Here is a 24489-nt window from a genome sequence, read left to right as displayed (position 1 = left end):
GGCCCGTCATGCGCAGGTACGGCAAGCACACCGACGAAGACGACATCCGCTCGCGCCCCAACCCCAAGGGCAACCGGCCGCGTACGAACATCCGACCCAAGCACGAGGACGCGGCCGAGGGCTTCGTCCTGACCGTCGACCGGGGCCGGCTCACCTGCCTGGTCGGGGACCGCGCGGTGCACGCGATGAAGGCCCGCGAACTGGGCCGCAAGGCGGCGGTGGTCGGCGACCGGGTCTGGATCGTCGGTGACCTGTCCGGAAAGAAGGACACCCTCGCCCGGATCGTACGGATCGAGGAACGCAAGTCGGTCCTGCGGCGCACCGCGGACGACGACGACCCGTACGAGCGGGTGGTCGTCGCCAACGCCGACCAGTTGGCCATCGTGACGGCGCTGGCCGACCCGGAGCCGCGGCCGCGCATGATCGACCGCTGTCTGGTGGCCGCGTACGACGCCGGGCTGGAGCCGCTGCTGGTTCTCACCAAGTCGGACCTGACCTCCGCGGACAAGATCCTGGAGATCTACTCGACGCTCGGGGTGAACTACGTCGTGACCAACCGCGAGGAGTTGGCGACCGGCGACGCGGCCGACCGGGTGCGCGAGCGGCTGAACGGACGGATCACCGCCTTCGTCGGCCACTCGGGGGTCGGCAAGACCACCCTGGTCAACTCGCTGGTCGCCGAGGGCCGCCAGCGCGCGACCGGTCACGTCAACGCGGTCACCGGCCGGGGTCGGCACACCACCACCTCCGCCCTCGCGCTGCCGCTGCCCGGCGGTGACGGGTGGGTCATCGACACCCCCGGCGTGCGCTCCTTCGGTCTGCACCACGTCGATCCGTCCCGGGTGATCCTGGCCTTCCCCGACCTGGTGGGGGGTACGGAGGAGTGCCCCCGCGCGTGCAGCCACGACGAGCCCGACTGCGCGCTCGACCGGTGGGTCGAGGAGGGCCACGCGGACCCGGCGCGGCTGTACTCGCTGCGGCGACTGCTGGAGACGCGGGAGCGCCGCGAGGGCGACTGACCGCGGCGGGCGTCCCGCCGTCCCGGCGGGACGCTCGTGTTTGCCGAAGATCGCGTCGGGATAAATGCATAATCGCACCAGGTGACGCGACGTCACGTGACGCGGGACGCGGGGAGGCATATGCCATGGCGTGGCTGCTGGTCGTGGTCGCCGGGATCTTGGAGACCGGTTTCGCGGTGTGCCTCAAGCTCTCGCACGGGTTCACCCGGCTGTGGCCCACGATCGCCTTCGCGTCGTTCGCGCTCGGCAGCTTCGGCCTGCTGACCCTTTCGCTCAAGAAGCTCGACGTGGGCCCGGCGTACGCCGTGTGGACCGGCATCGGGGCCGCCGGCACGGCCATCTACGGCATGGTCTTCCTCGGCGACCTCGTCTCCACCCTGAAACTCGTCTCGATCTCGCTGGTCATCCTCGGCGTCATCGGGCTCCAGCTGTCCGGTTCGGCGCACTGACCAAACCGAGCAGATCGGCCGCGGCCGACTCCTCCCCCGGTGTGCCCGGGGCTATCACGTAGGACAGCGCGAGCCGTACGACCAGCTCGCACCGGTGCGCCGGCTCCGCCGGGAGCGCGGCGGCCGCCCGGTCGCGGACGGCGCGCACCAGGTCGCCGGGCCCGAGCGCCGGCACGCCGGGCCGGGCCGCCCGCCCGGGCGGGGCGGGCAGACCGCCGGTCCACGCCCCGGTGAGCAGGGCCCGTACGAGGGGACGCGCGCGGGCCGCCCGTACGGTCCACTCGGCCACCCCCGCCAGCCGCTCGGCGGTCGCCGCGGGCGCCTGTAAAGCGCGCTCCACGCCCGCGAGGTACCAGTCGGCCTCCCGGCGGACCAGGGCGCGCCCGAGGCCCGCCTTCCCGCCGAACTCGTTGTAGAGGGTCTGCCGGGACACCCCGGCCGCCGCCGCCACCTCGACCATCCGCACGGCGGGCCAGGCGCGCGCCGTCAGCGCCGCTCCCGCCGCTTCCAGCAAGGACTCCCGCGCCGCCGCCATCGTGGCCTCCCCCACTCCCCTCCCCCGCCCGCCTTTCCGCCAGAGTTGACGGGGCGCCAGATCCTGTCAAGGGCGCCCGTCGGCCGTACCGTGGACGGCGTTCGCCGGTCGGCCGCCGTCTCGATACTGTTCGGGCATGCCCGAGTATGACGATGACCTCCGCCTCGCCCTCGAACTCGCCGACGCCGCGGACGCGGCCACCACGCAGCGCTTCCGCGCCCTCGACCTCCAGGTGGAGACGAAGCCGGACATGACCCCGGTGAGCGAGGCCGACAAGGCCGCCGAGGAGATCATCCGGGCCGGAATCCTGGCCGCGCGGCCCGATGACGCCATCCTGGGCGAGGAGTACGGGCTCAAGGGCGACGGCCCGCGCCGCTGGGTCGTCGATCCGATCGACGGCACGAAGAACTACGTGCGGGGCGTCCCCGTGTGGGCGACGCTGATCTCGCTGATGGCCGAGGGCGCCGACGGGGTGTTCCGTCCGGTGGTCGGGGTCGTCTCGGCGCCGGCGCTGGGCCGCCGCTGGTGGGCGGCGAAGGGCAGCGGCGCCTGGGCGGGCGGCGCGCTCGGCGAGACCACGGCGATCGGCGTCTCGAAGGTGGCGACGCTGGGTGACGCGTCCTTCGCCTACTCCTCGCTGTCGGGCTGGGAGGAGCAGGGCCGGCTGCCCGGCTTCCTGGACCTGACCCGCGCCTGCTGGCGCACCCGGGCCTACGGCGACTTCTGGCCCTACATGATGGTCGCGGAGGGCTCCTTGGACGTGTGCGCCGAGCCGGAGCTGAACCTCTGGGACATGGCCGCCATCGCCGTCGTCGTCGAGGAGGCGGGCGGCCGCTTCACCGGCCTGGACGGCGTCGACGGCGTGCACGGCGGCAACGCGGCCGCCTCGAACGGCCTGCTGCACGAGGAGATGCTGGCGCGCCTGCGCCCGCGCCCCTGAGACCCTGACGCGCCGTCGGTGCGCTCGGCCGGGCGGGTGTTGCCGAGCGCGCCCTCTTGATGACCCTGCGTACACGTGGGAACCTGGGACTCCTCCGCTTGTGCGCTTGTGAAGCTCTTCTCTTGAGGCGGCTCCGTCACCCGGCGCCTACCCGTGCGGGGGACACACCCAGGAGGTGGCTCTCTTCATGCTCGTCCGTGACGCCATGAGCACCGTGATCCTCACCCTCGGACCCGCACACACCCTTCGACAGGCGGCCTGCCTGATGTCCGGCCGGCGCGTCGGCGCGGCCGTCGTCCTCGATCCCGACCACAGCGGTGTCGGCATTCTGACCGAGCGCGACATCCTCAACTCCCTCGGCGCGGGCCACGACCCCGACCGGGAGTCCGTGGGCGCGCACACCACCAACAACGTCGTCTTCTGCACCCCCGATGCCACGGTCCAGGAGGCCGCCGAGGCCATGGCGCACGGCGGTTTCCGGCATCTGATCGTGCTGGAGGACGGCGGCCCCGTGGGCATCGTCTCGGTGCGTGACGTCATCCGCTGCTGGGTGCCGGCGCGGCGCAGCGCCGTCCCCGCGTAGCGCCGTACCGCCGCGTCCCCGCGGCCCTGTACCGGAGCGCCGTACCCCGCGCGTCCGTACGCACGCCGACGGGCCGGTACTCCGAGGAGTGCCGGCCCGTCGTATCGCCACGGCAAGCGATCCGTCTCAGCCGCGGAGGGCCTGGACCGCGGCGTCCAGCCGCTTGCCGAAGTCGCCGTCCGCCTGGCGGAAGTTGTTGATCGCGCGGTCGACGATGTCGTCACGGGAGACCTTGGCGATGAAGCCGGCGAGGTTCTCGATCAGACGGCCCCGCTCGTCCTCCGACATCAGGCGGTAGAGGTTGCCCGCCTGGACGAAGTCGTTGTCCTCGCGGTGCACCGCGGTGGCGTGGTTGCCGGTGCCGCCGGTCAGCGGGACGGACTGCCACAGCGGACGGTCCGTCTGGAAGGGACCGCCGAAGCTGTTCGGCTCGTAGTTCTTCGCGCCCTTGTGGCGGCCGTCGTAGAGGGCGCCGTCACGGGAGTGGGTGCGCGCCTCGGTCGCGTGCGGACGGTTCACCGGCAGGTGGTCGGCGTTGATGCCGACGCGGTAGCGGTGGGCGTCGCCGTACGCGAAGAGACGACCCTGGAGCATCTTGTCCGGGGACGGACCGATGCCGGGGACGAAGTGGGCCGGGCTGAAGATGCTCTGCTCGACCTCGGCGAAGATGTTCTCCGGGTTGCGGTTGAGCTCCAGCTTGCCGATCTCGATCGGCGGGTAGTCCGCGTGCGGCCACACCTTGGTGAGGTCGAACGGGTTGAAGCGGTACTCGGCCGCCTCGGCCGCCGGCATGATCTGGACCTGCACGGTCCAGCTCGGGAAGTCGCCGCGCTCGATGGCCTCGCGCAGGTCGCGCTGGTGCGAGTCGGGGTCCTCACCGGCGAGCCGGTTGGCCTCGGACTGGGTGAGGTTCTTGATCCCCTGGTCGGTCCTGAAGTGGTACTTGACCCAGAAGACCTCGCCGGCCTCGTTGTTCCACTGGAAGGTGTGCGAGCCGAAGCCGTCCATGTGGCGGTAGGAGGCCGGGATGCCACGGTCGCCGAAGAGCCAGGTCACCTGGTGGGTGGACTCGGGGCTCAGGCCCCAGAAGTCCCACACGTTGTCGGCTTCCTGCGAGCCGGTGTACGGGTCGCGCTTCTGCGTGTGGATGAAGTCGGGGAACTTGATCGCGTCACGGATGAAGAAGACGGGCGTGTTGTTGCCGACGAGGTCGTAGTTGCCCTCTTCGGTGTAGAACTTCAGCGCCCAGCCGCGCGGGTCCCGACGGGCGTCGGCGCCGCCGAGGCTGTCGGCGACGGTGGAGAAGCGCAGGAACGTCTCGGTCTGCTTGCCGACCTCGGACAGGAACTTCGCGCGGGTCCACTGCGAGACGTCCCGCGTGAGCGTGAAGGTGCCGTACGCACCGGCGCCGCGGGCGTGCACGACCCGCTCCGGGATGCGCTCGCGGTTGAAGTGGGCGAGCTTCTCCAAGAGGAGCTGGTCCTGGACGAGCACGGGCCCACCGACGCCGGCGGTCTCACTGTTCTGGTTGTCGGCGACCGGTGCCCCGGCCTCCGTGGTGAGCGGTCCCTGCGTCACGTGCGCCTCCTGCGTCATCCTGCGTGTCCTGTCCTCGGCTTCTGCCAGAGCCGATCCTATAATAGACATTGTCTAAGTCAAGCAATCATCTAAGTCCGAACCGGTTCGGGAGTTACACCGAATCCCCGCGCTGTTACGCTGGGGTGTATGAGTGACCTGCTGGAACGACTTCGCGGACGCGGATGGCGCATGACCGCACAGCGGCGCGTCGTGGCCGAGGTGCTCGACGGTGACCACGTTCACCTGACGGCCGACGAGGTACACGCGCGCGCGGTGGCCAAGCTGCCGGAGATCTCCCGGGCGACGGTGTACAACACCCTGGGCGAGCTGGTCAGCCTCGGCGAGGTGCTGGAGGTGTCCACGGACCGCCGCGCCAAGCGGTACGACCCCAACGCCCACCGTGCGCACCAGCACCTGGTGTGCGCCCAGTGCGGCGCGATCCGCGACGTCCACCCGGCGGGCGACCCGCTGGCCGACCTGCCGGACGCCGAACGCTTCGGCTTCGTGGTCTCGACGGTCGAGGTGACCTACCGCGGGGTGTGCCCGAACTGCGCGGGCGCCTAGACCCGGTACCGGACGCGGCGGGCCCCGAGCTTTCACCGGCTCCGGGGCCCGCTTCTTTTCGCGCCGTTCTCAGAGGCAAACGCCGAAGGCCCGGATCTCCAGGAGATCCGGGCCTTCGGACTTGAGTAGCGGGGACAGGATTTGAACCTGCGACCTCTGGGTTATGAGCCCAGCGAGCTACCGAGCTGCTCCACCCCGCGTCGGTAAACCTGACTGTACGCGACGCCACCCGGCAGATGCAAATCGCTTAACGTTCGGCGATCGGGGCCGATCCGGCCGCACCGGATGTGCGCACACCCGCGCCCGACGGCCTCGCGCGCCCCCGGCCGGGGGCTAGGCCGACAGTTCCTCCGCCAACGCGTCCCGCAGCCTCGCCGCCCGCCCCGACACCTCCGCCGGCCCCAACTCCATGGCCCGCACGCACCACTTCTGCCCCTCGTTCAGGTCCCCCTGGCGCGCCGCCAGCAGCCCCAGCCGCAGCGCCGCCCGGCCGTGCCCGGCCACCGCCGCCCGCGTCCACCAGAGCGCCGCCTCCGGTTCGTTCCCTTCCCGGGCCAGCAGCAGCCCCAGGTTGAAGGCCCCGTTCCGCGAGCCGGCCTCCGCCGCCTCCCGGTACCAGCGCGCCGCCGCCGCGAGGTCGCCCCGCGCCGCCGCCAGCATCCCGACCCGGACCTGCGCCCGCCGGTGGCCCTGCTCGGCGGCACGCTCGTACCACTCCTCGCTCTCGGTGCGCTCGACCCCGCCGAGCGGCTCGCCCAGCGCCACCGGCTCCGGCGGCGGGGCCAGCGACTCCAGCAGCGCGGCCAGCCTGAACGCCGCCTCCGCGCTGCCGCCGCCCGCCGCGCAGCGCAGGTGCCGCTCCGCCGCCCGTTCCTCGCCGTCGCGCACCAGGGCGATGCCGACCTGGAGCGCGGCGTCGGTGTGCCCGGCCGACGCGGCCCGCTCGTACCATTTCAGCGCCGTGCGGTCCTCGTCCCGGCTGGCGAACAGGATGCCGAGGTTGAAGGCGGCGTCCACGCTGCCCGCCTCGGCCGCCTTGGAGAACCACGGTTCGGCGCCCTCCGCGTCCCCGCCCTGGAGCAGCAGGATCGCGAGGGCGTTGGCCGCCTCGCGGTGGCCCGCGTAGGCCGCCCGGCGGTACCACTGCTCGGCCTGCGCCGTCCGCTCCTGCGCGGCGCACAGCAAGGCGAGGTTGTACGCCCCGTTGTGGTCGCCCGCGTCCGTGGCGACCCGGTACCACTTCTCGGCCGTCTGGGTCTCGCCGCGGGCCGCGTGCAGGGCGCCCAGGGCGTTGGCCGCGTTGCCGTCGCCGTCCTCGGCGGCCCGGCGCCACCAGGCGGCCGCGCTCTCCTCGTCCCCCGCGTCGCGCAGCAGGAAGCCGAGGGCGCACGCGGCACGCGCCTCCCCCTGCTTCGCCGAGGTCAGGTACCAGCGCCCCGCCTCCTTCAGTTCCCCCCGGGCCTCCAGCAGCGCGCCCAGGTGCAGCGCGGCCCTGCGGTGGCCGCGCGCGGCGGCCTGCCGGTACCACTGCTCGGCCTCGACGGGGTCGCCCTTCCTCAGGTGCCGGGCCAACCGGTACGCGGCTTCGCGGTGCCCCTGCTCCGCCGCGGCGCGGAACCAGCGCTCGACGCCCTTGTCCCCGCGGTGTTCCAGCAGGTCGGCCAGTCCGTAGGCGCCGAGGGCGTGGCCGGATTCCGCCGCCTGGCGCATCCAGTACTCGGCCGCCGGCTCGTCGCCCCGCTCGCGGTAGTGCCGGCCCAGCGCGTGCGCGGCCGGTGCGGAACCCGCGACGGCGGCGACCCGCCACCAGCCGGCGGCCTCGTCGGGGTAGCCGCGCTGGTGCAGCAGCACCCCGAGGTTGTTGGCGGCGGCGCGGTCCCCCTCGGCGGTGGCGCCCCGCAGGTACGGTTCGGCCCCGGCCAGGTCGCCCCGGCGCAGCAGCAACGCCCCGAGCACGCTCATGGCGCCCGGGTCCCCCTTGTCGGCGGCCACGCGGTGCCGGGCCTCCAGCTCCGCGTCACTGGCCACGTCGGTTTCGACGAACGCCTCGTCCGCGAAATCCGCATCGGTCAATGCGGTCTGCGCGTTAACGGTCTGAGCCCCCTTCTCGGCTTCCCTGCCCGACTCGACCTCCGACCTCACAAACCGCCCTGTCTCCAGCAGAGTTGACCTGTCCCCCATAAATCCCATCGTCGCATCACCTGCTACCCGCGTACACCTGGTATGTCGCAGCCAGTGAGGTCACTACAGCGTTTTGTCGACATGCCCACAGAGAGACAAGTCAAACACGCTCCCACCCCAACTCACCCGCCCCAGTGACCTCGTGATCGCCGTGTTCCCCCGGACGATCAACCCCGGACATGACGAAGGCCCGGATCCCATGGATCCGGGCCTTCGTTTTCAGTAGCGGGGACAGGATTTGAACCTGCGACCTCTGGGTTATGAGCCCAGCGAGCTACCGAGCTGCTCCACCCCGCGTCGGTGAAACCACAGTATCACGACGCGGGGCCGGGCCATTACCCAGTGATCATCAGCTGCCCGACTTCGGTGTCGTCAGCTTCGCCTCGGCGTCGACCGCCCGCTGGAGCGCCGCCTTGATGTCGTCCTGCGCCTTGCCGTAGGCCGCCCAGTCTCCCGACTGCCGTGCCTTCTCGGCCGCCTCGACGGCCTTCTGCGCATCGGACAGGGCCGCCTTGACGGTCGGGTCCTGCGTGCCGGGCGTGGTGGTGCCCTCGCCCGGCGGAGTGGTCGGGGTGGTCGGCGTCGTCGGGGCGGTGGGCGCCTCCGCTCCGAACACCACGTTCAACGCCTTCTCCAGCGTGTCCTCGAAGGCCGTCTGGCCGCCGTAGGTCACCAGCACCTTGCGCAGCGTCGGGTACTTGAGCCCGCCGCCCTTCACGTACACCGGCTCGACGTTCAGCACGCCGTCGTCGAGCGGCACCGTCAGCAGGTTTCCGTACTCCACCTGGGAATCGCCCCGGCTCAGGATGTTGATCTCCTGGGCGATCTCCGGCTTGGAGTTGAACTTGCTCTGGACCTGCTTGGGACCGTCGACCGGGGTACTGGTCGGCAGTTTCAGGATGCGGATCTTGCCGTAGTCCGGGGTGCCCGGATCGGCGTTGACCGCCATGAAGGCACTCAGGTTGTCCCGGCCGTTCGGGGTGAAGGTGGTCGTCAGCGAGAACGCCTGCTCCTTCTGGCCGGGCATCTTCATCGACAGGTAGTACGGCGGCACCGCGCTGCCCGTCTTGGTGGTGGGGTCGTCCGGAACGGCCCAGACCTCGGAACCGCTGAGGAACGTCTGGGCGTCGGTGACGTGGTAGCGGGTCAGCAGCTCGCGCTGCACCTTGTAGAGGTCCTGCGGGTAGCGCATGTGGTCGACGAGCGCCTTGGGGATCTCGCTCTTCGCCTTGACGGTGCCGGGGAACGCCTTCATCCAGGTCTTGAGGACCGGGTCCTGGGTGTCCCACTGGTACAGCTTGATCGTTCCGTCGTAGGCGTCGACGGTGGCCTTGACCGAGTTCCGGATGTAGTTGACCCGGTTCTCCTGCGCCACGACCGCGCGCTGGCTGTTGGTGAGCGAGTCCGCCGTGGAGTCGCCGAGCGTGGTGCGCGAGGCGTACGGATAGCCGTTCGTCGTCGTGTAGGCGTCCACGATCCACTGGACGCGGCCGTCGACCACGGCCGGGTAGGCCGCGCCGTCGATGGTCAGCCAGGGGGCGACGGCCTCGACGCGCTCCTTGGGCGTACGGTTGTACAGGATGCGCGAACCGTCGCCGATGGCACCGGAGTACAGGATCTGCGGCTCGCTGAACGCGAGGGCGTAGGCGGCGCGATTGACCGGGTTGTCGAGGCTGACACCGCTCTTGCCGGTGTAGCTCGTCTCCTTCTCGCCCTTGTCGTCGGAGTAGTCGAGTTCCTTCTGGGGGCCGCCGACGATCGAGTACTGCTTGGTCTGCTCGCCGTAGTAGATCTGCTGCTTGAAGGCGTTCCCCGTGCCGAACTCGCCCTTGGAGGGGAGGTCGGACTGGATGAAGACCGGGTCGCCGTTCTTCGTGACCTCGGTGCCCTTGGCGGCGACCACGCCGTAGCCGTGCGTGTAGCGGAAGTGGTCGTTGATCCAGTTGTTCTTGGGGATGCCCGCGAGATTCAGCTCGCGCATGCCGATGACGGTGTCCTGGCCCTTGTAGCGGTCGACGGCGAGGGTCGCCGGGAAGCCGTAGTAACCCTTGACCTGCTGGAGCTGCTGGAAGGCCGGCGAGACGATGTTCGGGTCGAGCAGGCGGATGCTCGCCGTGGTGTCCGCGTTGGCCCGGAGCTTGGCCTGGTCCGTGTTGGAGCCGGTGCCCGGGTAGTCCTTCACCTCGGCGTCGGCGATGCCGTACGCGTTCCGCGTCGCATCGATGTTCTTCTCGACGTACGGGGACTCCTTGGCCTGCTCGTTCGGCTGGACCTGGAACTTCTGCACGATCGCCGGGTACAGGCCGCCGATGAGGATCGCCGAGAGGACCATCAGGCCGAAGCCGATGACCGGCAGCTGCCAGGTCCGGCGCCACAGGGTGGCGAAGAAAAGCAGCGCGCAGATCGCGGCGATGGCGACGAGGATCGTCTTCGCCGGGAGGTAGGCGTTGGCGTCGACGTACCTCAGGCCGGTCCAGTTGTCGGCGGCCTTGAAGTCGCTGGACTTCACGGCGAGGCCGTACCGGTCGAGCCAGTACGCGATCGCCTTGAACGTCACGAACAGGCCGAGCAGCACCGACAGGTGCCCGGTGGCGGCGGCGGTGGCCCGGGCGCCGGGGCTGGTCACGCGCAGCCCGCCGTACAGGTAGTGCACGACGACGGCGGCGATCACCGACAACACGACCGCCGCGAAGCCGAAGCCGAGCAGGAAGCGGTACCAGGGCAGATCGAAGGTGTAGAAGGACACGTCCAGACCGAACTGGGGGTCCTTCTTCCCGAAGGGCACCCCGTTCACATACATCAGCCAGGTCTTCCACTGGCCGGCGGCCGAGGCGCCCGCGATCAGGCCGACGATCGCGGCGATGGCCAGGAGCAGCCACTTCTTGTACGGCGCGACGCTCATCCGGTAGCGGTCGAGGCTCTGCTGTTCCATCGACATCGCGCTGAGCGGGGGCCGCAACCGGTGTGCCAGCCAGATGTTGAACCCGACGGCCCCCGCCATCAGCAGCCCGAAGACCGCGAAGAGGCCGATCTTGGTCCACAGGGTGGTGGTGAACACGCTGGAGTAAGCGACGGAGCGGAACCAGAGCCAGTCCGTCCAGAAGCCGGCGAACATGATGAACGCCATGGCCAGCACGGCCAGCACGCCCAGAGTCAGCAGAAGAGTGCGGGCGCGCCGGGAGGGGCGGCCGACTCTCATCCGTGGCCCGGAGGGGCCTGCGCCGCGGTCCGGCATCTGGAAAGCCAAGGTGCGCACCTCTGAATGTCGCTGGAGCTCGTCGTCAACGGGGCCCCCGATCGTAGGGCCCACTCATGCAACTTACTGAGGCTTTGGTCAGTTCCCGCTATCCGGTGGAAAGGAGGCAGGATGTTGTCCATGTCCAACCTTTCGCCTTCCGGCACTCCCATGGCGGCCAGTCCGCTGACCCGTGCCTGCCTCGAGATCGACGAGTACGCGGCCGGCCTCGGCTGGGACCAGCCGGCCCGGCTGTTCGCCCTCGTCGACACCGCCCGCCTGCGCAGGCAGGAGCCCCGGCTGGCCGGCCAGCTCGGTCTCGACCAGGACGACACCGGCAAGTCCTCGCTCACACCGATCGAGCAGGAGGAGGTGCCGGCCGGCACCGCGCTCGACAAGTTCCTGGGCACCATCGCCTGGCCCGACGCCGTCGTGGGCTGCGCGCTGACCGTGGAGCGGCTGATGCTGCCGCCGTCCGCGGAGGCCTCCGTGCCGGAGGGGCTGAACGACAAGCAGCTGGCGAAGTGGGTCGCCTCCCACCCCGAGCGGCAGGAGGTCCGCCTCACGGTGGCCGTGCTGCGCGACGGGTCGCGCGAATCCGCGGTCCGGCTGCGGGAGAAGGACTCGTCGAGCGAGGTCCTCACCGGCGGCGGGCTGGTGCCCGGGCTCGCGGAGGCGCTGGCGGCGACCTTCGCGTAGCCCCGGGCGGGGGGCGGGCCGGACGGTCAGGACGTGGTGCAGCCCGGGAGTCCGGCCGTGTCCCCCTTGCCGATCTTCTCCAGGGCCTGCTCGGCGTCGCCGATGGTGGAGACCTTGACCAGGGTCAGGCCGTCGGGGACGTGCGCGGCGGCGGCGGCGCAGTTCTCGGCGGGCGTCAGGAAGTACCGGGCGCCCGCGTTGCGGGCGCCGATGGTCTTGAGCTGGATGCCGCCGATCGGGCCGACCTTGCCCGCGTCGTCGATCGTGCCGGTGCCCGCGATGAACTTGCCGCCGGTCAGGTCCTGCGGGGTGAGCTTGTCGACGATGCCGAGCGCGAACATCAGGCCGGCGCTCGGGCCGCCGACGTCGGCGAGCTTGATGTCGATCGGGAACGGGAAGGTGTGGTCGACCCCGGCCCGGATGCCCACGATGGCGTGACCGTCGTCCTGCGCCTTCCCGGACACGATCGTCACCTTCGTCGTGGTGCTCGGCTCGCGCCCCGCCTTCTCGGCCTCGGCCGCCTCGGCGGCGGGCACGATGACGAACTCGACCGGCTCCCCGGCCTTGTGCTTGGTGACGAGCTTGGCCACGTCGCCCGGTTCCGCCACCGCGGCGCCGTCCACGGACTTGATCACGTCGCCGGCGTGCAGTCTGCCCTCGGAGGGGCTGCCCTTGACGACCGTGGCGACGACGACGCGGACGGGGACCTCGATGCCCAACTGTTTGAGGGCCGCCACCTTGGCGCTCTCCTGAGACTGGCTGAACTCCTCGGCGTTCTCCTGCGTGGACTCCTTGTCCGTCTTGCCGCCCGGATAGAGGTTCTCGTGCGGCACCACGATGTTGTCCCCGGCCAGCCAGCCGTACACCGCTTCCAGCAGGTTCATGTCGTAGTCCGCCCCGGTGACACGGACCGTCGTCATGTTGAGGTGCCCGGTCGTGGGGTACGTCTTGTGCCCGGAGATGTTCAGGACGGGCTCGCCGCGCGATTCACCGAGCGTGTTCACGGTGGGGCCGGGGCTCATCTCGGAGTACGGGACCTTGAGGAAGACCCCCGCGCAGAGCAGTGCGAACAGCATGAGGGTGGAAGCGAGCATCGTCGCAGTGCGGCGTGGCATGGATCGACAGTACGGGACGCCTCTCACGGGCGGCCCGTGGGGCCGGGCCGTACGGGCTTCGTCCGCGGAACTCTCAGCGGATTCTCAGGCCGCGTGGTGCCGCGTGGTGCACCGGGCCGGGTCGTGGCCGGGGGGCATGCCGCGTGGGACGCGTGCTGCATCGGCGGCCGGGTCAGGTGCGCGGCGGCCGGGGTATCGGGCGGGGCTCGCGGGACGCGTCAGACGGCGTCGGAACCGGAGTGCGCCTTTTCCCTCGTTCTGATGCGGGCGGGCTCGGCCTGGTCCATGGCCTCGCGGAAGCGTGCGTAGCCGGTGAGCTCGGATATGTCACCGGCCGTGCGGTCGCGCGCCGCCCAGCTGCCCCATATCGCCGCGCCTATGGCGGCGAAGAGCGGAATCAGCAACCACGCCAGTGACGCCATGGACGTGCCTCCCTGCCCCGAAAGTACGTGTCGTCGGTGGCTTCAACGCTCGTGCCCGGAAAGGGGTTACGCAAATCGAGGGCGTGTTGCGCGGCCGAACGGGTGTGAGGTTACCCCCTTACGGGGGCCGTATCGGGGCCGGGGGTTCAGCAGGCGCCGACCCACTCCTCGGTGCCGTCCGAGAACGTCTGGTGCTTCCAGATCGGGACCTCGTGCTTGAGGTCGTCGATCAGCATCCGGCAGGCCTCGAAGGCCTCGCCGCGGTGCGGGCAGGAGACGGCCACGACCACCGCGAGGTCGCCCACCGCGAGGTCGCCGACGCGGTGCACGGCGGCGAGGGCACGGACCGGGAACTTCGCCACGACGCGCTCGGCGACCCGCCTCATCTCGGCCTCCGCCGTGGGATGGCAGGAGTAGCCGAGGGAGTCGACGTCGGCCCCGCCGTCGTGGTCGCGCACCGTGCCGACGAAGAGCGTCGTACCGCCCGTCGAGTCGTCACCGACCGCCCGGAAGACCTCGTCGACGGAGAGCGGGGTCTCGCGGATCGCGAGCAGCCGGATCGGGTCCTGGGCGGCCTGCTCGCCGGGGTGGTCGAAGTGCGGAGCCATGTTCCCATCGTGCCCTAAGGGGGCCCCCGGCGAAATAGCGGGATCACCCGGCCCCGAGCGGCCCCCTTGGGAGCCTCCTACAGGAAACCGCCGGTGGCGGCCGCACCGGGCCGGCCGGAGCCGCGACGCGGCCCGACCCCTCAGATCCCGCGTCGCTTGCGGGCCCGGCGCACTGCGGCGGCGGCGCCCAGCAGGGCGACCGTCGCGCCCGCCGCACCGGCGGCCGTGGCGGCGTCCTTGCGGCCCAGGCGCCGGCCGGCGACCGTGTGGCGGCCCGCCACCTCCTGGAGCAGCTCGGCGAGCACCTCCTCGTTGGTCCAGCGCGGCCGCCAGCCGGCGGCGTGCAGCGCGCTCACGCTGACGACCCACGGGTGCATCGTGTACGCGAGGTCGCCCGCCGGGGACGGCGTCAGGCCGATCCGGTGCAGTCGGGCCGCTGCGCCCAGGGCGACGGCGGAGGGCAACTCCATGCGGCGGATGCCGCTCAGCTCCTCGACCTCCTCCTGCTCCAGCCAGCCCTCGCAACCGACCGCCAGCTCCCCGTCGACCTTCTCCAGCGCGGCGTACTCCAGGGCGCTGACCAGGTCCTCGACGTGGCAGAACTGCCAGGTGGGCCGGGATCCCGCGACGACCAGCAGCCGGGGCGACTCGAAGTAGCGGGTCAGGGCGGTGTCGGTGCCGCCGACCAGCACGGCCGGGCGGACCACGGTGACGTTGAGCCCGGGGTGCGCGCGGGGGGCGCGGCGGCCGAGGCGCTCGATCTCCAGCAGGTCGCCGACACCGGTGGCCTCGGCGGTGGCCCGCAGCTCGGAGTCCTCCGCCAGCGGGATGTCGTTGTCGGGCAGCGCCCCGTAGACCATCGCGGAGGTGCAGAGCACGACGCGGTGCACCCCGGCCGCCGCGGCGGCGGTCAGCACGGTCTGGGTGCCGCGCACGTTGTACGCGGTGCGGGCCGCCGGGTCCGTTTCCAGGTCCAGGTCCAGCGCGAGGTGGACGACCACGTCGGCGCCCCGCAGCTTCTCGGCGATCGCGGGGTCCCGTACGTCCAGGACGTGCCAGGTCGCGGAAGCGCAGTCGCCGCGCCGCTCGTCGATGGCCACGACCTGCTTGACCTCGTCGGACGCGGCGAGGCGGCTCACCAGCGCCGCGCCGACGCCCGACGCGGCGCCGGTCACCGCGATCACGGGCCCCCGGACAGCCGGGTTTCGCGGCGGGCGAACGCCGCTTTCACCGGGCTCCACGTCGTCTTCGGCGGGCGCCGCGGGGTCGGGCTCGTGCGAGCTGTCTTTGTCCAAAGCGTACGGATCTCGGGAACTCACCGGGCGTCTCCAGCGGTTGTCTTCAGTGGGGACGCGCCGTGACGCGTACCCACCAGGTGATGTCCATCCTGCCGCAGCCCAGGACCCGACGGAGCACCGAGCCCGGAAGCGGGCCGGGTGTCTACGCTGGGTGGTGTTGTCGGACCATCGCCCGTCGGCACCCGCCGGCGGCCCTACGAGCCGAGGAAACCCGTGAGCGACACCCCATTCGGATTCGGCCTTCCGCCGGAGGAGCCGGAGAACGGCGACGAGGGCAAGAAGAAGGGCAACGAGGGCGGCCCGGGCGGCCCGAATCCGTTCGGGTTCGGCACGGGCCTGCCGGGCGGCGCCGGGACCCCCGGCGCCGGCGCGGACAACCCGTTCGCCGCGATGTTCGGCGCCATGAACCCGAATGACCTGGGTGCGGCCTTCCAGCAGCTCGGCCAGATGCTGAGCTACGAGGGCGGTCCCGTGAACTGGGACATGGCCAAGGACATCGCCCGCCGGACCGTCGCCCAGGGCACGGCGGACGGCGTGAAGGACGCCAGCGTCGGCATCGCCGAGAAGTCGGCGGTCGAGGAGGCCCTGCGCCTCGCCGACCACTGGCTGGACGGGGTCACCTCGCTGCCCTCGGGCGCCCCGACCGCCGTGGCGTGGAGCCGGGCCGAGTGGGTCGAGGCCACCCTGCCCGTGTGGAAGGAGCTCGTCGACCCGGTCGCCGAGCGCGTCGGCGTCGCCATGGGCAGCGTGCTGCCCGAGGAGATGCAGGCGATGGCGGGTCCCCTGCTCGGCATGATGCGCTCCATGGGCGGGGCCATGTTCGGCCAGCAGATCGGCCAGGCCGTGGGCGTGCTCGCCGGTGAGGTCGTCGGCTCGACCGACATCGGGCTGCCGCTGGGTCCGGCCGGCAAGGCCGCTCTCCTCCCGTTGAACATCCAGGGCTTCGGCAAGGACCTGGGCGTCCCGTCCGACGAGGTGCGGCTGTACCTGGCGCTGCGCGAGGCGGCGCACGCCCGTCTCTTCGCGCACGTGCCGTGGCTGCGCTCGCACCTGTTCGGCGCGGTCGAGGGCTACGCGCGCGGCATCAAGGTAGACACCTCGAAGCTGGAGGACGTGGTCGGCCAGATCGACCCGTCGAACCCGGAGCAGTTGCAGGAAGCCCTCCAGGGCGGCATGTTCCAGCCGCAGGACACCCCCGAGCAGAAGGCCGCGCTGGCTCGGCTGGAGACGGCGCTCGCGCTGGTCGAGGGCTGGGTCGACGCGGTGGTGCACGAGGCCGCCAAGCCCCGACTGACCTCCGCGGACGCGATGCGCGAGACGATGCGCCGGCGCCGCGCCTCGGGCGGCCCGGCGGAGCAGACCTTCGCCACGCTGATCGGGTTGGAGCTGCGCCCGCGCCGGCTGCGCGACGCCTCGCGGCTGTGGGCCTCGCTCACCGACGCCCGGGGGATGGACGGCCGCGACGGGCTCTGGGAGCACCCGGACATGCTGCCGACGGCATCCGACCTGGACGACCCCGACGGGTTCGTGCACCGGGAGCAGCTGGACTTCTCCGAGATCGACAAGATGCTCGGCGAGGCGGCCGAGAAGCGCGAGCGGGGTGGCCGACCCGACCACGGTGTCCAGGGCTCCCACGGAGACCAGGACGCTCAGGGCGGCCAGGGCGAGGCCGATGGCGAGGGCGAAGAGAAGAAGTGAGCCTTCACGACGACGCGGTCCTCGTCCTCAAGGGGTACGAGGGCCAGCCCGAGCTGCGCGAGCTGTATCTGGAGCACCTCGCCGCCCATCCGGACGGCGTCTACAAGCCCTGCCGGGCCGGACACATCACCGGCAGCGCGCTGGTGGTCGACCCGGCGCGGGGGCGGGTGCTGCTGACCCTGCACAAGAAGCTCGGCATGTGGCTCCAGATGGGCGGACACTGCGAGCCCGGCGACGCGACCCTCGCGGAGGCGGCGCTGCGCGAGGCCCGCGAGGAGTCGGGCATCCCGACGGGGCTGACCCTGCTGCCGGGTGGCCCCGTACGACTGGACCGGCACCCGATCCCGCCGCCGTGCAACTGGCACCTGGACGTGCAGTACGCGGCGCTCGCCCCGGCCGACGCGGTGGCGGAGATCAGCGAGGAGTCGCTGGACCTGCGCTGGTTCCCGTACGACGAGGTGGCGGCGGTGGCCGACGCGTCGGTGGTGCGGCTGGTGGAGGCCACCCGGGCCCGCCTGTGACGGGCTGAGGGACGGGTCGGGGCGGTCCCGCGGGACCGCCCCGACCGGTACGCGAGTGCTCAGTTCCAGGCGTTGTTCTGGTTCTGGGCGTGGGCGCCGTGCTGGCCCATGCCGTACTGGGCGGCCAGGCCCTGCCCGAGCTGGGCGTTCTGCGGCGGCAGCAGCTCGCTGGGCTGCACCAGGGCGAAGCCGGTGCCGAGGAAGCTGAGCTCCCAGCCCTCGCCGGTGTTGCCGCGGCGCCGCCACACGCCGGTGGAGTGCGTCTGGGCCTGCATCTGCACGCGCAGCGAGGTGGACCAGGCGACGATGGCGTCCGCGTCGGCGTTGACGTACTTGTCCGGCGTGACCTGCATCATCAGTGGCTGTCCCGAGGTCATCAGGGCGACCTTGCCGCGACCGGTGATGTTGAGCTGGTACTTGCCCGATCCGGAGATCCCGTACTGGCTGTCCACCGCGACGGCCTCGGTGTGCAGGGTGGAGTCCAGGGCCAGCACGTAGCCGCTGTCGACGGTGAGGCCGTCCTGGTCCACGTCCACGACGTGGACGTACTGCGCGAGGTTGGCCAGGTAGACCGTGCCCTGCCCCGAGCAGCGCATGAGGTCCAGGCCCTCGCCGGTGCGGGCGCGGGCGGTGCGCTGGGTGGTGCTCTGGTACTCGCCGTCGAAGTCGATGATCCCCTGGTAGGCGACCATCGCGCCCTTGCGGGCGAGGACGTCGTCGGAGCCGCTCAGGGAGACCCGCAGCAACTGGGGGTTCTGGACGGTGTACCGGTCCTGGGACTGCGCCTCTGCGTGGGCGAAAAGTGCGCTCTGCATGATGTGTCCGCTCCCCCTCAGCCCCGGGTCCGGAGCCGGTCGGTGCTGTCCTCGCTGGGCTGTACGACGACGATGCCCTGCCCGGAGAAGGCCATCTGGTAGGCCTCCCCGCTGCCCCGGCCGATCATCGACGAGGCCTTGAAGCTGCGCTTGCCCTTGACCTTGAGGTTGGGGGACCAGGCGACCAGCGCGTCCGGGTCGACGTACGTCTCGTCCTCGCCGCGGCCGCAGTCGACCACGATCGGCGTGCCCCGGGAGGTGATGGCCACCCAGCCGGTGCCGGAGATCTGTACGTTGAACAGGCCCTGGCCGGCGAACTTGGCCATGCCCTTGACCCGCTCGACGCCCCACTGGAGCTGGGCGTCGAAGGCGAGCACGTTGGTTCCGTTGACGGAGAGGGCGTCGTTGGCGAGGTTGATGACGACGACGTCCGCGCCGTAGTCGGCGAGGTAGAGCAGGCCGTCACCGGTGCACTTCATCAGGGGGGCGCCCTCGCCGGTGAGCCATTGCGAGGCCATCTGGCGCACGGCCGGCGGGTTGGGCTCGTACTGCACGAAGCCCTCGTAGGCGACCATCGAGCCGGTGCGGGCGAAGAGGTCGTGGCCGCTCTGCATGGCCACCTTGAGCATGGCCGGCCCGTGGTTCTCCATGCGGGCCGTGACGGGGGTCGGGGCGTAGCCCGCGAGCTGCTGGTTCATTGCGTTCATGGCATTCATGTGGGGCTCCCTCAGACCTCGTACGGCTGGACGACGATGAAGTTCCCGGGGGCGCCGCGGAACTGGAGGTTCACGGTCTCCCCGCTGTGGCCGGGGTAGGCGTTGCGGCGCAGCCGGACCTGGCTGGAAATGATCACCTGGGAGGCGGCGGACCAGGCGACGATGGCGTTGCTGTCCGCGAAGGTGGTCGGGGTGACGGGCAGGACGACGGGGGTCCCGTGCGTCTTGACGATCACGGTGCCGGAGCCTTGGAAGAGCATGGTGAACAGGGCGCCGCCCGGGATGCCGTGGCCCTCGATCCGGCGGACCTCGTGTTGGAGGGACTCGTCGAAGGCGAGGACGCTCTCGGCGGAGACGCAGATGCCGTCGCCCTGGAGCTCGATCGCGTGCAGGTGGGCGCCGTTCTCGGCGAGGAAGACCTGGCCGCGGCCGGTGCAGCGCATGAGCTGCATCTCCTGGCCGGTGGCGTTGCCGACGATACGGCCGGCGAAGCCGGCGCCCTTGTAGCTGAAGTCGACCTTGCCCTGGTAGAGGACCATGCTGCCCTGGCGGGCGAGGACGGGCCGGCCGTCGCCCATCGCGAGGTCGACCCGCATCAGTTGGTGGTTCTGCGGGGTCCAGCGGGCGCCGGTGGGGGCTTCCTTGTAGCGGCTGAGGGCGGCGGTGAGCCCAGGGGTGCCCGCGCCGGCGACGGCCGGCTGGGGGTGGCCGGGCTGCCGGCCGTAGGGGGACTGCTGCGGGGGCCCGGGCTGCTGACCGTACGGCGGCTGCTGGGGGTAGCCGGGCTGCTGACCGTACGGTGCCGGTTGGCCGTAGGGCGCGGGGTGGCCGTGCGGCGGGGGCACCGGGCCGGGCGGGGGTACCTGACCGCCGTACGAGGGCTGCTGGTTCGGGACCTGGCCGTACGAGGGCGGCCCGGGCGGCTGGGGCGCGTGCGGCGGCTGCCCGTAGGGGGCCGTCGGGGGCGCGGGCACCAGGGGGCCGACCATCGTGGGGGCCGAGTGCACCGGCTCGTGCGGGGCGGGGGCGGGGGGCGCCGGCGGGGCGGGTGTGGCCTGGGGGGCGGGCATGCCGAACGCGGGCGCCGGAGCCGGGGCCTGTGGGGGCGGGGCGAAGCCGGGGGCGGCGGTCGGGGCCTGGGGCTGCGGCTTGGCCTGCGGCTCGGGTTCCTCCTCGGCGACCTCGCCGCCGAAGTTCTCCAGCAGGGCGGCGAGTCCGCCGTCGAAGCCCTGGCCGACGGCGGCGAAGCGCCACACGTCCTTGAGGTAGAAGTCACCGATCATCAGCGCGCGCTCGGTGCTGAACTCCGCGCCCGTGAACGAGTAGCGGACGACTTCCTCGCCGCCCGCCACGACCCGGATGTAGCCGGGGCCGATCTGCGACATCTGTCCGGCGCCGTCGATGGAGGCGGCGAAGGACAGCTTGTGGATGTGCGCGGGCACGCGGTCCAGGGTCACCCGGAAGGACTCGGTGTCGCCGGCCTGGGCTCCGAGCTGCTGAATGGACTCCTCGGGCGACTTCGGCTGGTTGTAGAAGACGAAGTAGCGGTCGTCCGACAGTTGCTCGTTGGCGTCGAGGCCGAAGCAGCTGATGTCGATGGAGAGCCCGGCACCGGCGATCCGGACGCCCACGTACAGATCGGTGCCTGCCGTCAGATCACTGAGCTTGGCCTTGTGGCCGCGTTGGAATTCCCTGGCCATGCGTACGACCGTCCCCCATCCCGACTGTGAATGCGCGCATCCGACTCCGAATGCGTGCCGCTCAGGCTAACGGCTGTGGCGGACATTCGGCCAAGCCGGTACCGAGCCGGTACACATCCCCCCGCGGCCGGGTCATCCCCCCGCGGCCGGTCATTCCTCGCGGCCGGTCATTCCTCGCGGGCGGCGGGCACGGCGGGGAGGTCGGAGGGGGCCCCGGGGGCGGCGGATGGGTCGGAGGGGGCGGGGAGGCGTTCGGCCGCGACGACCCCCTCCAGATATCCGCGGGCGCGTTCGGTCTTCGGGTACGCCTCCAGCAACCGCCAAAAACGCGGCCCGTGTCCGGGGACCAGGAGGTGCGCCAACTCGTGCAGGAGGACGTAGTCGACGACGTACTCCGGCATGCCCCGGAGGCGGTGCGAGAGCCGGATGCTGCCTTCGGCCGGGGTGCAGGAGCCCCAGCGGGTGTTCTGGTTGGTGACCCAGCGCACCGATCGGGGGCGGGCGCGGGAGCCGAAGTACTGCTCGGACAAACGCTCGGCGCGTTCGGTGAGTTCCGCGTCGCCGAGGGTGCGCCTGCTCTCCTGGGCGGCGAGTTTGTCGAGCATCACGCCCACCCAGCGCGCTTCCTCCGCCTCGGACATCCGGGCGGGGATGAGGACGACCGTCCGCTCCCCTTCGCGGTAGGCGGATACGGTCCTGCGGCGGCGCGCGCTCCGGCGTACTTCGACGGCGCGCTGCGAGGGATCGGCGGACACTCCTCGACGGTACCCGGTCGTCGGCGCGGGCGCCCCGCCCGTCCGGGGTTCGAACATGATCGGTTCACCGGAGATCCGAAAACACCCCTTTTCTCCATCTCATATGCCTAATACCCCTTGCCTGTGGACAAATTCCCACGGGTATTTCGCGGGGCGGGCAATGTGGCTCCAGACGCGGAGGAACCGCGGCAGAAGAAGAGGAAGTACCGGACGGGAATCGGGGGACTGTCATGTATCCGAGGGTGAAGCCGGCGCTGGCGCGGGCCTGGCGGGATCTGCACACGGTGCAGTGCGGGGTGACTCCCGCCCACGCGGTGGCGCTTGATCCGGTGGACACGGCTACCGCGTCCCTGATCGACCGGATCGACGGGACGCGGGGCATGGAGTCGCTGCGCGAGGAGGCCGGGAGGATCGGGCTGCCCGAGGGGCAGGCGGACGAACTGGTCCGGCGGCTGGCTGGGGCGGGACTGCTCGATGACGCCACCGCGGGAGGGCCCCGGGCGCAGGCCGTGCGCAAACGGCCGGAGACCCTGGAGCGGCTGGGGCCGGATCTGGCGTCGCTCTCCCTGGTCCACCCCGAGCCCGGTGGGGAGTTGCGGGCGGTCGCGGCCCGTCGGGCGATACGGGTGCAGGTGCGCGGGAGCGGCCGGGTGGGCGGGGTGGTCGCCGCCGTCCTGGCGGGGGCCGGGGTGGGCCGGGTCGAGGTGCTCGACGGGGGGCGGGTGCAGCCGGGTGATGTGGCGCCGGGCGGGCTGGGTCCGGGCAGCGTGGGTCGTCTGCGGGCCGAAGCCGCGGCGGCGGTGGTCCGGGAGGCGGCCCCGGGGCGTGCTCCGCGCGCCGGGGAGTACGGCGGTCCGGCGCCGGGGCTGGCCCTGGTGGTGGTCGCGCCCCGGGACGGGCTCCAGGCGTGGGCCCCCGATCCGGACGGGGCCGCCGAGTGGGTGGCGGCCGGTGTCCCGCACCTGTACGCGGGGGTGCTGGAGGGCACGGGGGTGGTCGGACCGCTGGTGCTGCCCGGGGTGGCCGCCTGCGCGGGGTGCATGGAGCGGGAGCGCATCGAACGGGATGCCGCCTGGCCCCGGATGCTGGTCCAGTGGCGGTCGGCGCACCGCCGCAGAGCCGTCGCCGCCTGCGATCTCGGCCTGGCCTCGGCGGTGGCCGGTCTCGCCGCCGCGCACGCGTTGTCGTTCCTCGACGGCCGGCTGCCGGCGTCGACGGCCGCCCGCTGGGAGGCCGCCCTGCCCGACGTGCACTGGGAGCGATCGGAGGTCCGGCCCCATCCCGACTGCCCGTGCGGGGCCGCCGCGGTGGGGCACGGCGGCAGCGGAAGCGGTCCAGCGGTACTGGAGGCGGGGGAGGCAGGATCGGGCTGACTCTGATGCCGAGGGCCATGACAGGATGCGTTGCACCGAATGCCGGAGGGGACACCCCCGAACCGCCGCCGGCGGCGCAGCTGTCTGGGAACTGGAGGGGCGTATGTCTGATCTTCCCCGAAAGGCGGTCACCCGCACCGTCAAGCTCGCCGCGCTGCCACTGGGTATGGCGGGCCGGGCCACATGGGGTCTGGGCAAGCTGATCGGCGGCAAGTCCGCGGAGATCGTCGCCCGCGAGCTCCAACAGCGCACCGCCGAGCAGTTGTTCCGCACGCTCGGGGAGCTGAAGGGCGGCGCCATGAAGTTCGGGCAGGCGCTGTCGGTCTTCGAATCGGCTCTGCCCGAGGAGGTCGCGGGGCCCTATCGGGCGGCGTTGACCAAGCTTCAGGAGGCGGCACCGCCGCTGCCCTCCTCGACGGTGCACCAGGTGCTGGCCGAGCGGCTGGGTGAGAACTGGCGGGACCTGTTCCAGGAGTTCGAGGACAAGCCGGCCGCGGCGGCCTCCATCGGGCAGGTGCACCGTGCGGTCTGGCACGACGGCCGGCAGGTGGCGGTCAAGGTGCAGTACCCGGGGGCCGGGGAGGCGCTGCTCTCCGACCTCCGGCAACTCGGCCGGTTCGCCGGGCTGCTGGGGCCCCTGATCCCGGGCATGGACATCAAGCCGCTGATCACCGAGTTGCGTGACCGCGTGGCGGAGGAGCTGGACTACGAGCTGGAGGCCGAGGCGCAGCGGACGCACGCCGACGCGTTCGAAGGCGACGCGGACGTGGTGGTGCCGGCCGTCGTGCACCAGGGCGACCAGGTCCTGGTGACCGAGTGGATGGAAGGGACCCCGCTGTCGGAGGTGATAGCCGACGGCACCCAGGAGGAGCGCGACCGCGCCGGACAGTTGCTGGCCCGGTTCCTCTTCTCCGGCCCCGCGCGCACCGGCCTCCTGCACGCCGACCCGCACCCCGGGAACTTCCGGCTGATCCGGGCCACCGACGGCACGGCCAAACTCGGGGTGTTGGACTTCGGCACGGTCGACCGGCTGCCGGGCGGCTGGCCCGAGCCCATCGGCCGGTCGCTGCGGATGACCCTGGACGGCGACGCCGAGGGGGTGTACGGCCACCTGTGCGCGGAGGGCTTCGTGAAGAAGTCGATCGAGCTCGACCCGGACGCGGTGCTGGACTACCTCAAGCCGATCATCGAGCCGGTCGAGGCGGATGAGTTCACCTTCACCCGCCCGTGGCTTCGCGGCCAGGCGGCGCGGATCGCCGACCCCCGCTCCCCCGCCCACCAGTTGGGCCGGCAGATCAACCTGCCGCCCTCGTACCTGTTGATCCACCGGGTGACGCTGAGCACCATCGGCGTCCTGTGCCAGCTGGGCGCGACGGTGCGCCTGCGCGACGAACTGGAGTCCTGGCTCCCCGGGTTCCTCCCCGAGGGCTAGGCCGGGTGGGCGTCACCACCAGGAGGAGTCGAGGCGGCCCTCGATCGCCCTGAGGTTGGCGCGCGCGCAGGCGACGCAGAAGTACTGACGGGTCCCGTTCTCCACCGAGCAGGTCCAGGTGGGCGGGGCGCCGTCGGGGGCCTGGGTGCCGCAGCGCGCGCAGGTGGTCGCGGGGCGGGGTCGGGCCTTGGGTCCCGGCGGGGTGGGGCGGGGAGTCGGCTGGTCCACCTGCCGACGATATCCCCGTACGGCG

At 71.8% G+C, this 24489-nt stretch carries 23 protein-coding genes and 2 tRNA genes; 10 read left to right on the top strand and 15 right to left on the bottom strand.

Going from position 1 to position 24489, the window contains the following annotated elements; genetic code table 11:
* Positions 1–8: 8 nt before the first annotated feature.
* Together rsgA and E6R62_RS15365 are read left to right on the top strand one after the other, a co-directional pair.
* Complete coding sequence (gene rsgA / locus E6R62_RS15370; RefSeq protein ID WP_136213969.1) at positions 9–1019, top strand: ribosome small subunit-dependent GTPase A; 1011 nt, start codon at positions 9–11, stop codon at positions 1017–1019.
* A 125-nt stretch (positions 1020–1144) separates the two neighbouring features.
* Positions 1145–1468 (top strand): multidrug efflux SMR transporter, encoded by a 324-nt coding sequence (locus E6R62_RS15365; protein ID WP_136213968.1) that lies wholly within the window; start codon positions 1145–1147, stop codon positions 1466–1468.
* On the opposite strand, the gene E6R62_RS15360 is transcribed toward E6R62_RS15365, so the two are convergent.
* Positions 1434–2003, bottom strand: a complete 570-nt coding sequence (locus E6R62_RS15360; protein WP_136214004.1) for a TetR/AcrR family transcriptional regulator — start codon at positions 2001–2003, stop codon at positions 1434–1436. The genes E6R62_RS15365 and E6R62_RS15360 overlap by 35 nt on opposite strands.
* A gap of 136 nt (positions 2004–2139) precedes the next feature.
* On the opposite strand from E6R62_RS15360, the gene hisN reads away from it, so the two are divergent.
* Together hisN and E6R62_RS15350 are read left to right on the top strand one after the other, a co-directional pair.
* Complete coding sequence (gene hisN / locus E6R62_RS15355) at positions 2140–2943, top strand: histidinol-phosphatase (protein WP_136213967.1); 804 nt, start codon at positions 2140–2142, stop codon at positions 2941–2943.
* Between the two features lie 187 nt (positions 2944–3130).
* Positions 3131–3526, top strand: coding sequence for a cyclic nucleotide-binding/CBS domain-containing protein (locus tag E6R62_RS15350; RefSeq protein ID WP_136213966.1), 396 nt, complete (start codon positions 3131–3133; stop codon positions 3524–3526).
* Between the two features lie 126 nt (positions 3527–3652).
* Here the strand turns inward: E6R62_RS15350 and E6R62_RS15345 are convergent, their stop codons facing one another.
* Positions 3653–5122, bottom strand: a complete 1470-nt coding sequence (locus E6R62_RS15345; RefSeq protein WP_136213965.1) for a catalase — start codon at positions 5120–5122, stop codon at positions 3653–3655.
* A 129-nt stretch (positions 5123–5251) separates the two neighbouring features.
* On the opposite strand from E6R62_RS15345, the gene E6R62_RS15340 reads away from it, so the two are divergent.
* Entirely contained in the window at positions 5252–5668 is a 417-nt protein-coding gene (locus E6R62_RS15340; RefSeq protein WP_136213964.1) for a Fur family transcriptional regulator, read from the top strand.
* 126 nt (positions 5669–5794) lie between these two features.
* Here E6R62_RS15340 and E6R62_RS15335 read toward each other — a convergent pair.
* The 4 genes from E6R62_RS15335 to E6R62_RS15320 all read right to left on the bottom strand — a co-directional run bounded on the left by E6R62_RS15335 (position 5795) and on the right by E6R62_RS15320 (position 11105).
* Positions 5795–5868 (bottom strand) — tRNA-Met (locus E6R62_RS15335).
* Between the two features lie 133 nt (positions 5869–6001).
* The gene (locus E6R62_RS15330) at positions 6002–7858 is read right to left on the bottom strand and encodes a tetratricopeptide repeat protein (protein WP_136213963.1); all 1857 of its coding nucleotides are present in this window, start codon (positions 7856–7858) and stop codon (positions 6002–6004) included.
* Between the two features lie 214 nt (positions 7859–8072).
* Positions 8073–8146 (bottom strand) — tRNA-Met (locus E6R62_RS15325).
* Positions 8147–8198: 52 nt separating this feature from the next.
* On the bottom strand, positions 8199–11105 hold the full coding sequence (locus tag E6R62_RS15320) for a UPF0182 family protein (RefSeq protein ID WP_136213962.1): 2907 nt from the start codon (positions 11103–11105) through the stop codon (positions 8199–8201).
* Positions 11106–11216: 111 nt separating this feature from the next.
* Between E6R62_RS15320 and E6R62_RS15315 the strand changes: the two genes are divergently transcribed.
* On the top strand, positions 11217–11783 hold the full coding sequence (locus E6R62_RS15315; protein WP_136213961.1) for a PPA1309 family protein: 567 nt from the start codon (positions 11217–11219) through the stop codon (positions 11781–11783).
* A 26-nt stretch (positions 11784–11809) separates the two neighbouring features.
* On the opposite strand, the gene E6R62_RS15310 is transcribed toward E6R62_RS15315, so the two are convergent.
* The 4 genes from E6R62_RS15310 to E6R62_RS15295 all read right to left on the bottom strand — a co-directional run bounded on the left by E6R62_RS15310 (position 11810) and on the right by E6R62_RS15295 (position 15169).
* On the bottom strand, positions 11810–12898 hold the full coding sequence (locus tag E6R62_RS15310) for a PDZ domain-containing protein (RefSeq protein WP_136213960.1): 1089 nt from the start codon (positions 12896–12898) through the stop codon (positions 11810–11812).
* A 218-nt stretch (positions 12899–13116) separates the two neighbouring features.
* Complete coding sequence (locus tag E6R62_RS15305) at positions 13117–13320, bottom strand: hypothetical protein (protein ID WP_136213959.1); 204 nt, start codon at positions 13318–13320, stop codon at positions 13117–13119.
* Between the two features lie 146 nt (positions 13321–13466).
* Positions 13467–13928 carry a molybdenum cofactor biosynthesis protein MoaE gene (locus tag E6R62_RS15300; protein ID WP_136213958.1) on the bottom strand — a complete coding sequence of 154 codons (462 nt, stop codon included), beginning with the start codon at positions 13926–13928 and terminating at the stop codon, positions 13467–13469.
* Between the two features lie 140 nt (positions 13929–14068).
* Positions 14069–15169 carry an SDR family oxidoreductase gene (locus tag E6R62_RS15295; RefSeq protein ID WP_136214003.1) on the bottom strand — a complete coding sequence of 367 codons (1101 nt, stop codon included), beginning with the start codon at positions 15167–15169 and terminating at the stop codon, positions 14069–14071.
* Between the two features lie 270 nt (positions 15170–15439).
* Between E6R62_RS15295 and E6R62_RS15290 the strand changes: the two genes are divergently transcribed.
* A complete protein-coding gene (locus E6R62_RS15290) occupies positions 15440–16924 on the top strand; it encodes a zinc-dependent metalloprotease (RefSeq protein WP_136213957.1) in 1485 nt (494 codons plus the stop codon).
* Positions 16921–17445, top strand: coding sequence for an NUDIX hydrolase (locus E6R62_RS15285; RefSeq protein ID WP_136213956.1), 525 nt, complete (start codon positions 16921–16923; stop codon positions 17443–17445). Before E6R62_RS15290 ends, E6R62_RS15285 begins: the two co-directional genes overlap by 4 nt.
* A gap of 59 nt (positions 17446–17504) precedes the next feature.
* Here E6R62_RS15285 and E6R62_RS15280 read toward each other — a convergent pair whose 3' ends face one another.
* From E6R62_RS15280 to E6R62_RS15265, 4 genes are all read right to left on the bottom strand, one after another.
* On the bottom strand, positions 17505–18260 hold the full coding sequence (locus E6R62_RS15280) for an AIM24 family protein (RefSeq protein ID WP_136213955.1): 756 nt from the start codon (positions 18258–18260) through the stop codon (positions 17505–17507).
* A gap of 17 nt (positions 18261–18277) precedes the next feature.
* Complete coding sequence (locus tag E6R62_RS15275) at positions 18278–18958, bottom strand: AIM24 family protein (RefSeq protein ID WP_136214002.1); 681 nt, start codon at positions 18956–18958, stop codon at positions 18278–18280.
* Positions 18959–18987: 29 nt separating this feature from the next.
* A complete protein-coding gene (locus tag E6R62_RS15270; RefSeq protein ID WP_136213954.1) occupies positions 18988–20676 on the bottom strand; it encodes a TerD family protein in 1689 nt (562 codons plus the stop codon).
* Between the two features lie 167 nt (positions 20677–20843).
* Positions 20844–21488, bottom strand: coding sequence for a M48 family metallopeptidase (locus E6R62_RS15265; RefSeq protein ID WP_240801688.1), 645 nt, complete (start codon positions 21486–21488; stop codon positions 20844–20846).
* Positions 21489–21661: 173 nt separating this feature from the next.
* Here E6R62_RS15265 and E6R62_RS15260 point away from each other — a divergent pair, with 173 nt between their 5' ends.
* On the top strand, positions 21662–22804 hold the full coding sequence (locus E6R62_RS15260; RefSeq protein ID WP_136213953.1) for a ThiF family adenylyltransferase: 1143 nt from the start codon (positions 21662–21664) through the stop codon (positions 22802–22804).
* A gap of 103 nt (positions 22805–22907) precedes the next feature.
* Positions 22908–24236: an AarF/ABC1/UbiB kinase family protein gene (locus E6R62_RS15255; RefSeq protein ID WP_136213952.1), complete on the top strand. Its 1329-nt coding sequence runs from the start codon at positions 22908–22910 to the stop codon at positions 24234–24236.
* Between the two features lie 12 nt (positions 24237–24248).
* Here the strand turns inward: E6R62_RS15255 and E6R62_RS15250 are convergent, their stop codons facing one another.
* Complete coding sequence (locus E6R62_RS15250) at positions 24249–24464, bottom strand: hypothetical protein (protein WP_136213951.1); 216 nt, start codon at positions 24462–24464, stop codon at positions 24249–24251.
* Between the last annotated feature and the right edge of the window lie 25 nt (positions 24465–24489).

This window comes from Streptomyces sp. A1136, from assembly GCF_004795055.1.
Lineage (GTDB): Bacteria > Actinomycetota > Actinomycetes > Streptomycetales > Streptomycetaceae > Streptomyces.
Note: the sequence above shows the minus strand (reverse complement) of the source record. Positions and strands in the feature narration are given on the sequence as shown.

Coding starts and splice junctions, on each gene's coding strand:
- E6R62_RS15265 (WP_240801688.1), bottom strand. CDS start 21,488: ATGTTCGAACCCCGGACGGGCGGGGCGCCCGCGCCGACGACCGGGTAC.
- E6R62_RS15275 (WP_136214002.1), bottom strand. CDS start 18,958: ATGAACCAGCAGCTCGCGGGCTACGCCCCGACCCCCGTCACGGCCCGC.
- E6R62_RS15310 (WP_136213960.1), bottom strand. CDS start 12,898: ATGCCACGCCGCACTGCGACGATGCTCGCTTCCACCCTCATGCTGTTC.
- E6R62_RS15315 (WP_136213961.1), top strand. CDS start 11,217: ATGTTGTCCATGTCCAACCTTTCGCCTTCCGGCACTCCCATGGCGGCC.
- E6R62_RS15330 (WP_136213963.1), bottom strand. CDS start 7,858: ATGGGATTTATGGGGGACAGGTCAACTCTGCTGGAGACAGGGCGGTTT.
- E6R62_RS15270 (WP_136213954.1), bottom strand. CDS start 20,676: ATGGCCAGGGAATTCCAACGCGGCCACAAGGCCAAGCTCAGTGATCTG.
- E6R62_RS15255 (WP_136213952.1), top strand. CDS start 22,908: ATGTCTGATCTTCCCCGAAAGGCGGTCACCCGCACCGTCAAGCTCGCC.
- E6R62_RS15360 (WP_136214004.1), bottom strand. CDS start 2,003: ATGGCGGCGGCGCGGGAGTCCTTGCTGGAAGCGGCGGGAGCGGCGCTG.
- E6R62_RS15300 (WP_136213958.1), bottom strand. CDS start 13,928: ATGGCTCCGCACTTCGACCACCCCGGCGAGCAGGCCGCCCAGGACCCG.
- hisN (WP_136213967.1), top strand. CDS start 2,140: ATGCCCGAGTATGACGATGACCTCCGCCTCGCCCTCGAACTCGCCGAC.
- E6R62_RS15350 (WP_136213966.1), top strand. CDS start 3,131: ATGCTCGTCCGTGACGCCATGAGCACCGTGATCCTCACCCTCGGACCC.
- E6R62_RS15340 (WP_136213964.1), top strand. CDS start 5,252: ATGAGTGACCTGCTGGAACGACTTCGCGGACGCGGATGGCGCATGACC.
- rsgA (WP_136213969.1), top strand. CDS start 9: ATGCGCAGGTACGGCAAGCACACCGACGAAGACGACATCCGCTCGCGC.
- E6R62_RS15345 (WP_136213965.1), bottom strand. CDS start 5,122: ATGACGCAGGAGGCGCACGTGACGCAGGGACCGCTCACCACGGAGGCC.
- E6R62_RS15280 (WP_136213955.1), bottom strand. CDS start 18,260: ATGCAGAGCGCACTTTTCGCCCACGCAGAGGCGCAGTCCCAGGACCGG.
- E6R62_RS15305 (WP_136213959.1), bottom strand. CDS start 13,320: ATGGCGTCACTGGCGTGGTTGCTGATTCCGCTCTTCGCCGCCATAGGC.
- E6R62_RS15260 (WP_136213953.1), top strand. CDS start 21,662: ATGTATCCGAGGGTGAAGCCGGCGCTGGCGCGGGCCTGGCGGGATCTG.
- E6R62_RS15365 (WP_136213968.1), top strand. CDS start 1,145: ATGGCGTGGCTGCTGGTCGTGGTCGCCGGGATCTTGGAGACCGGTTTC.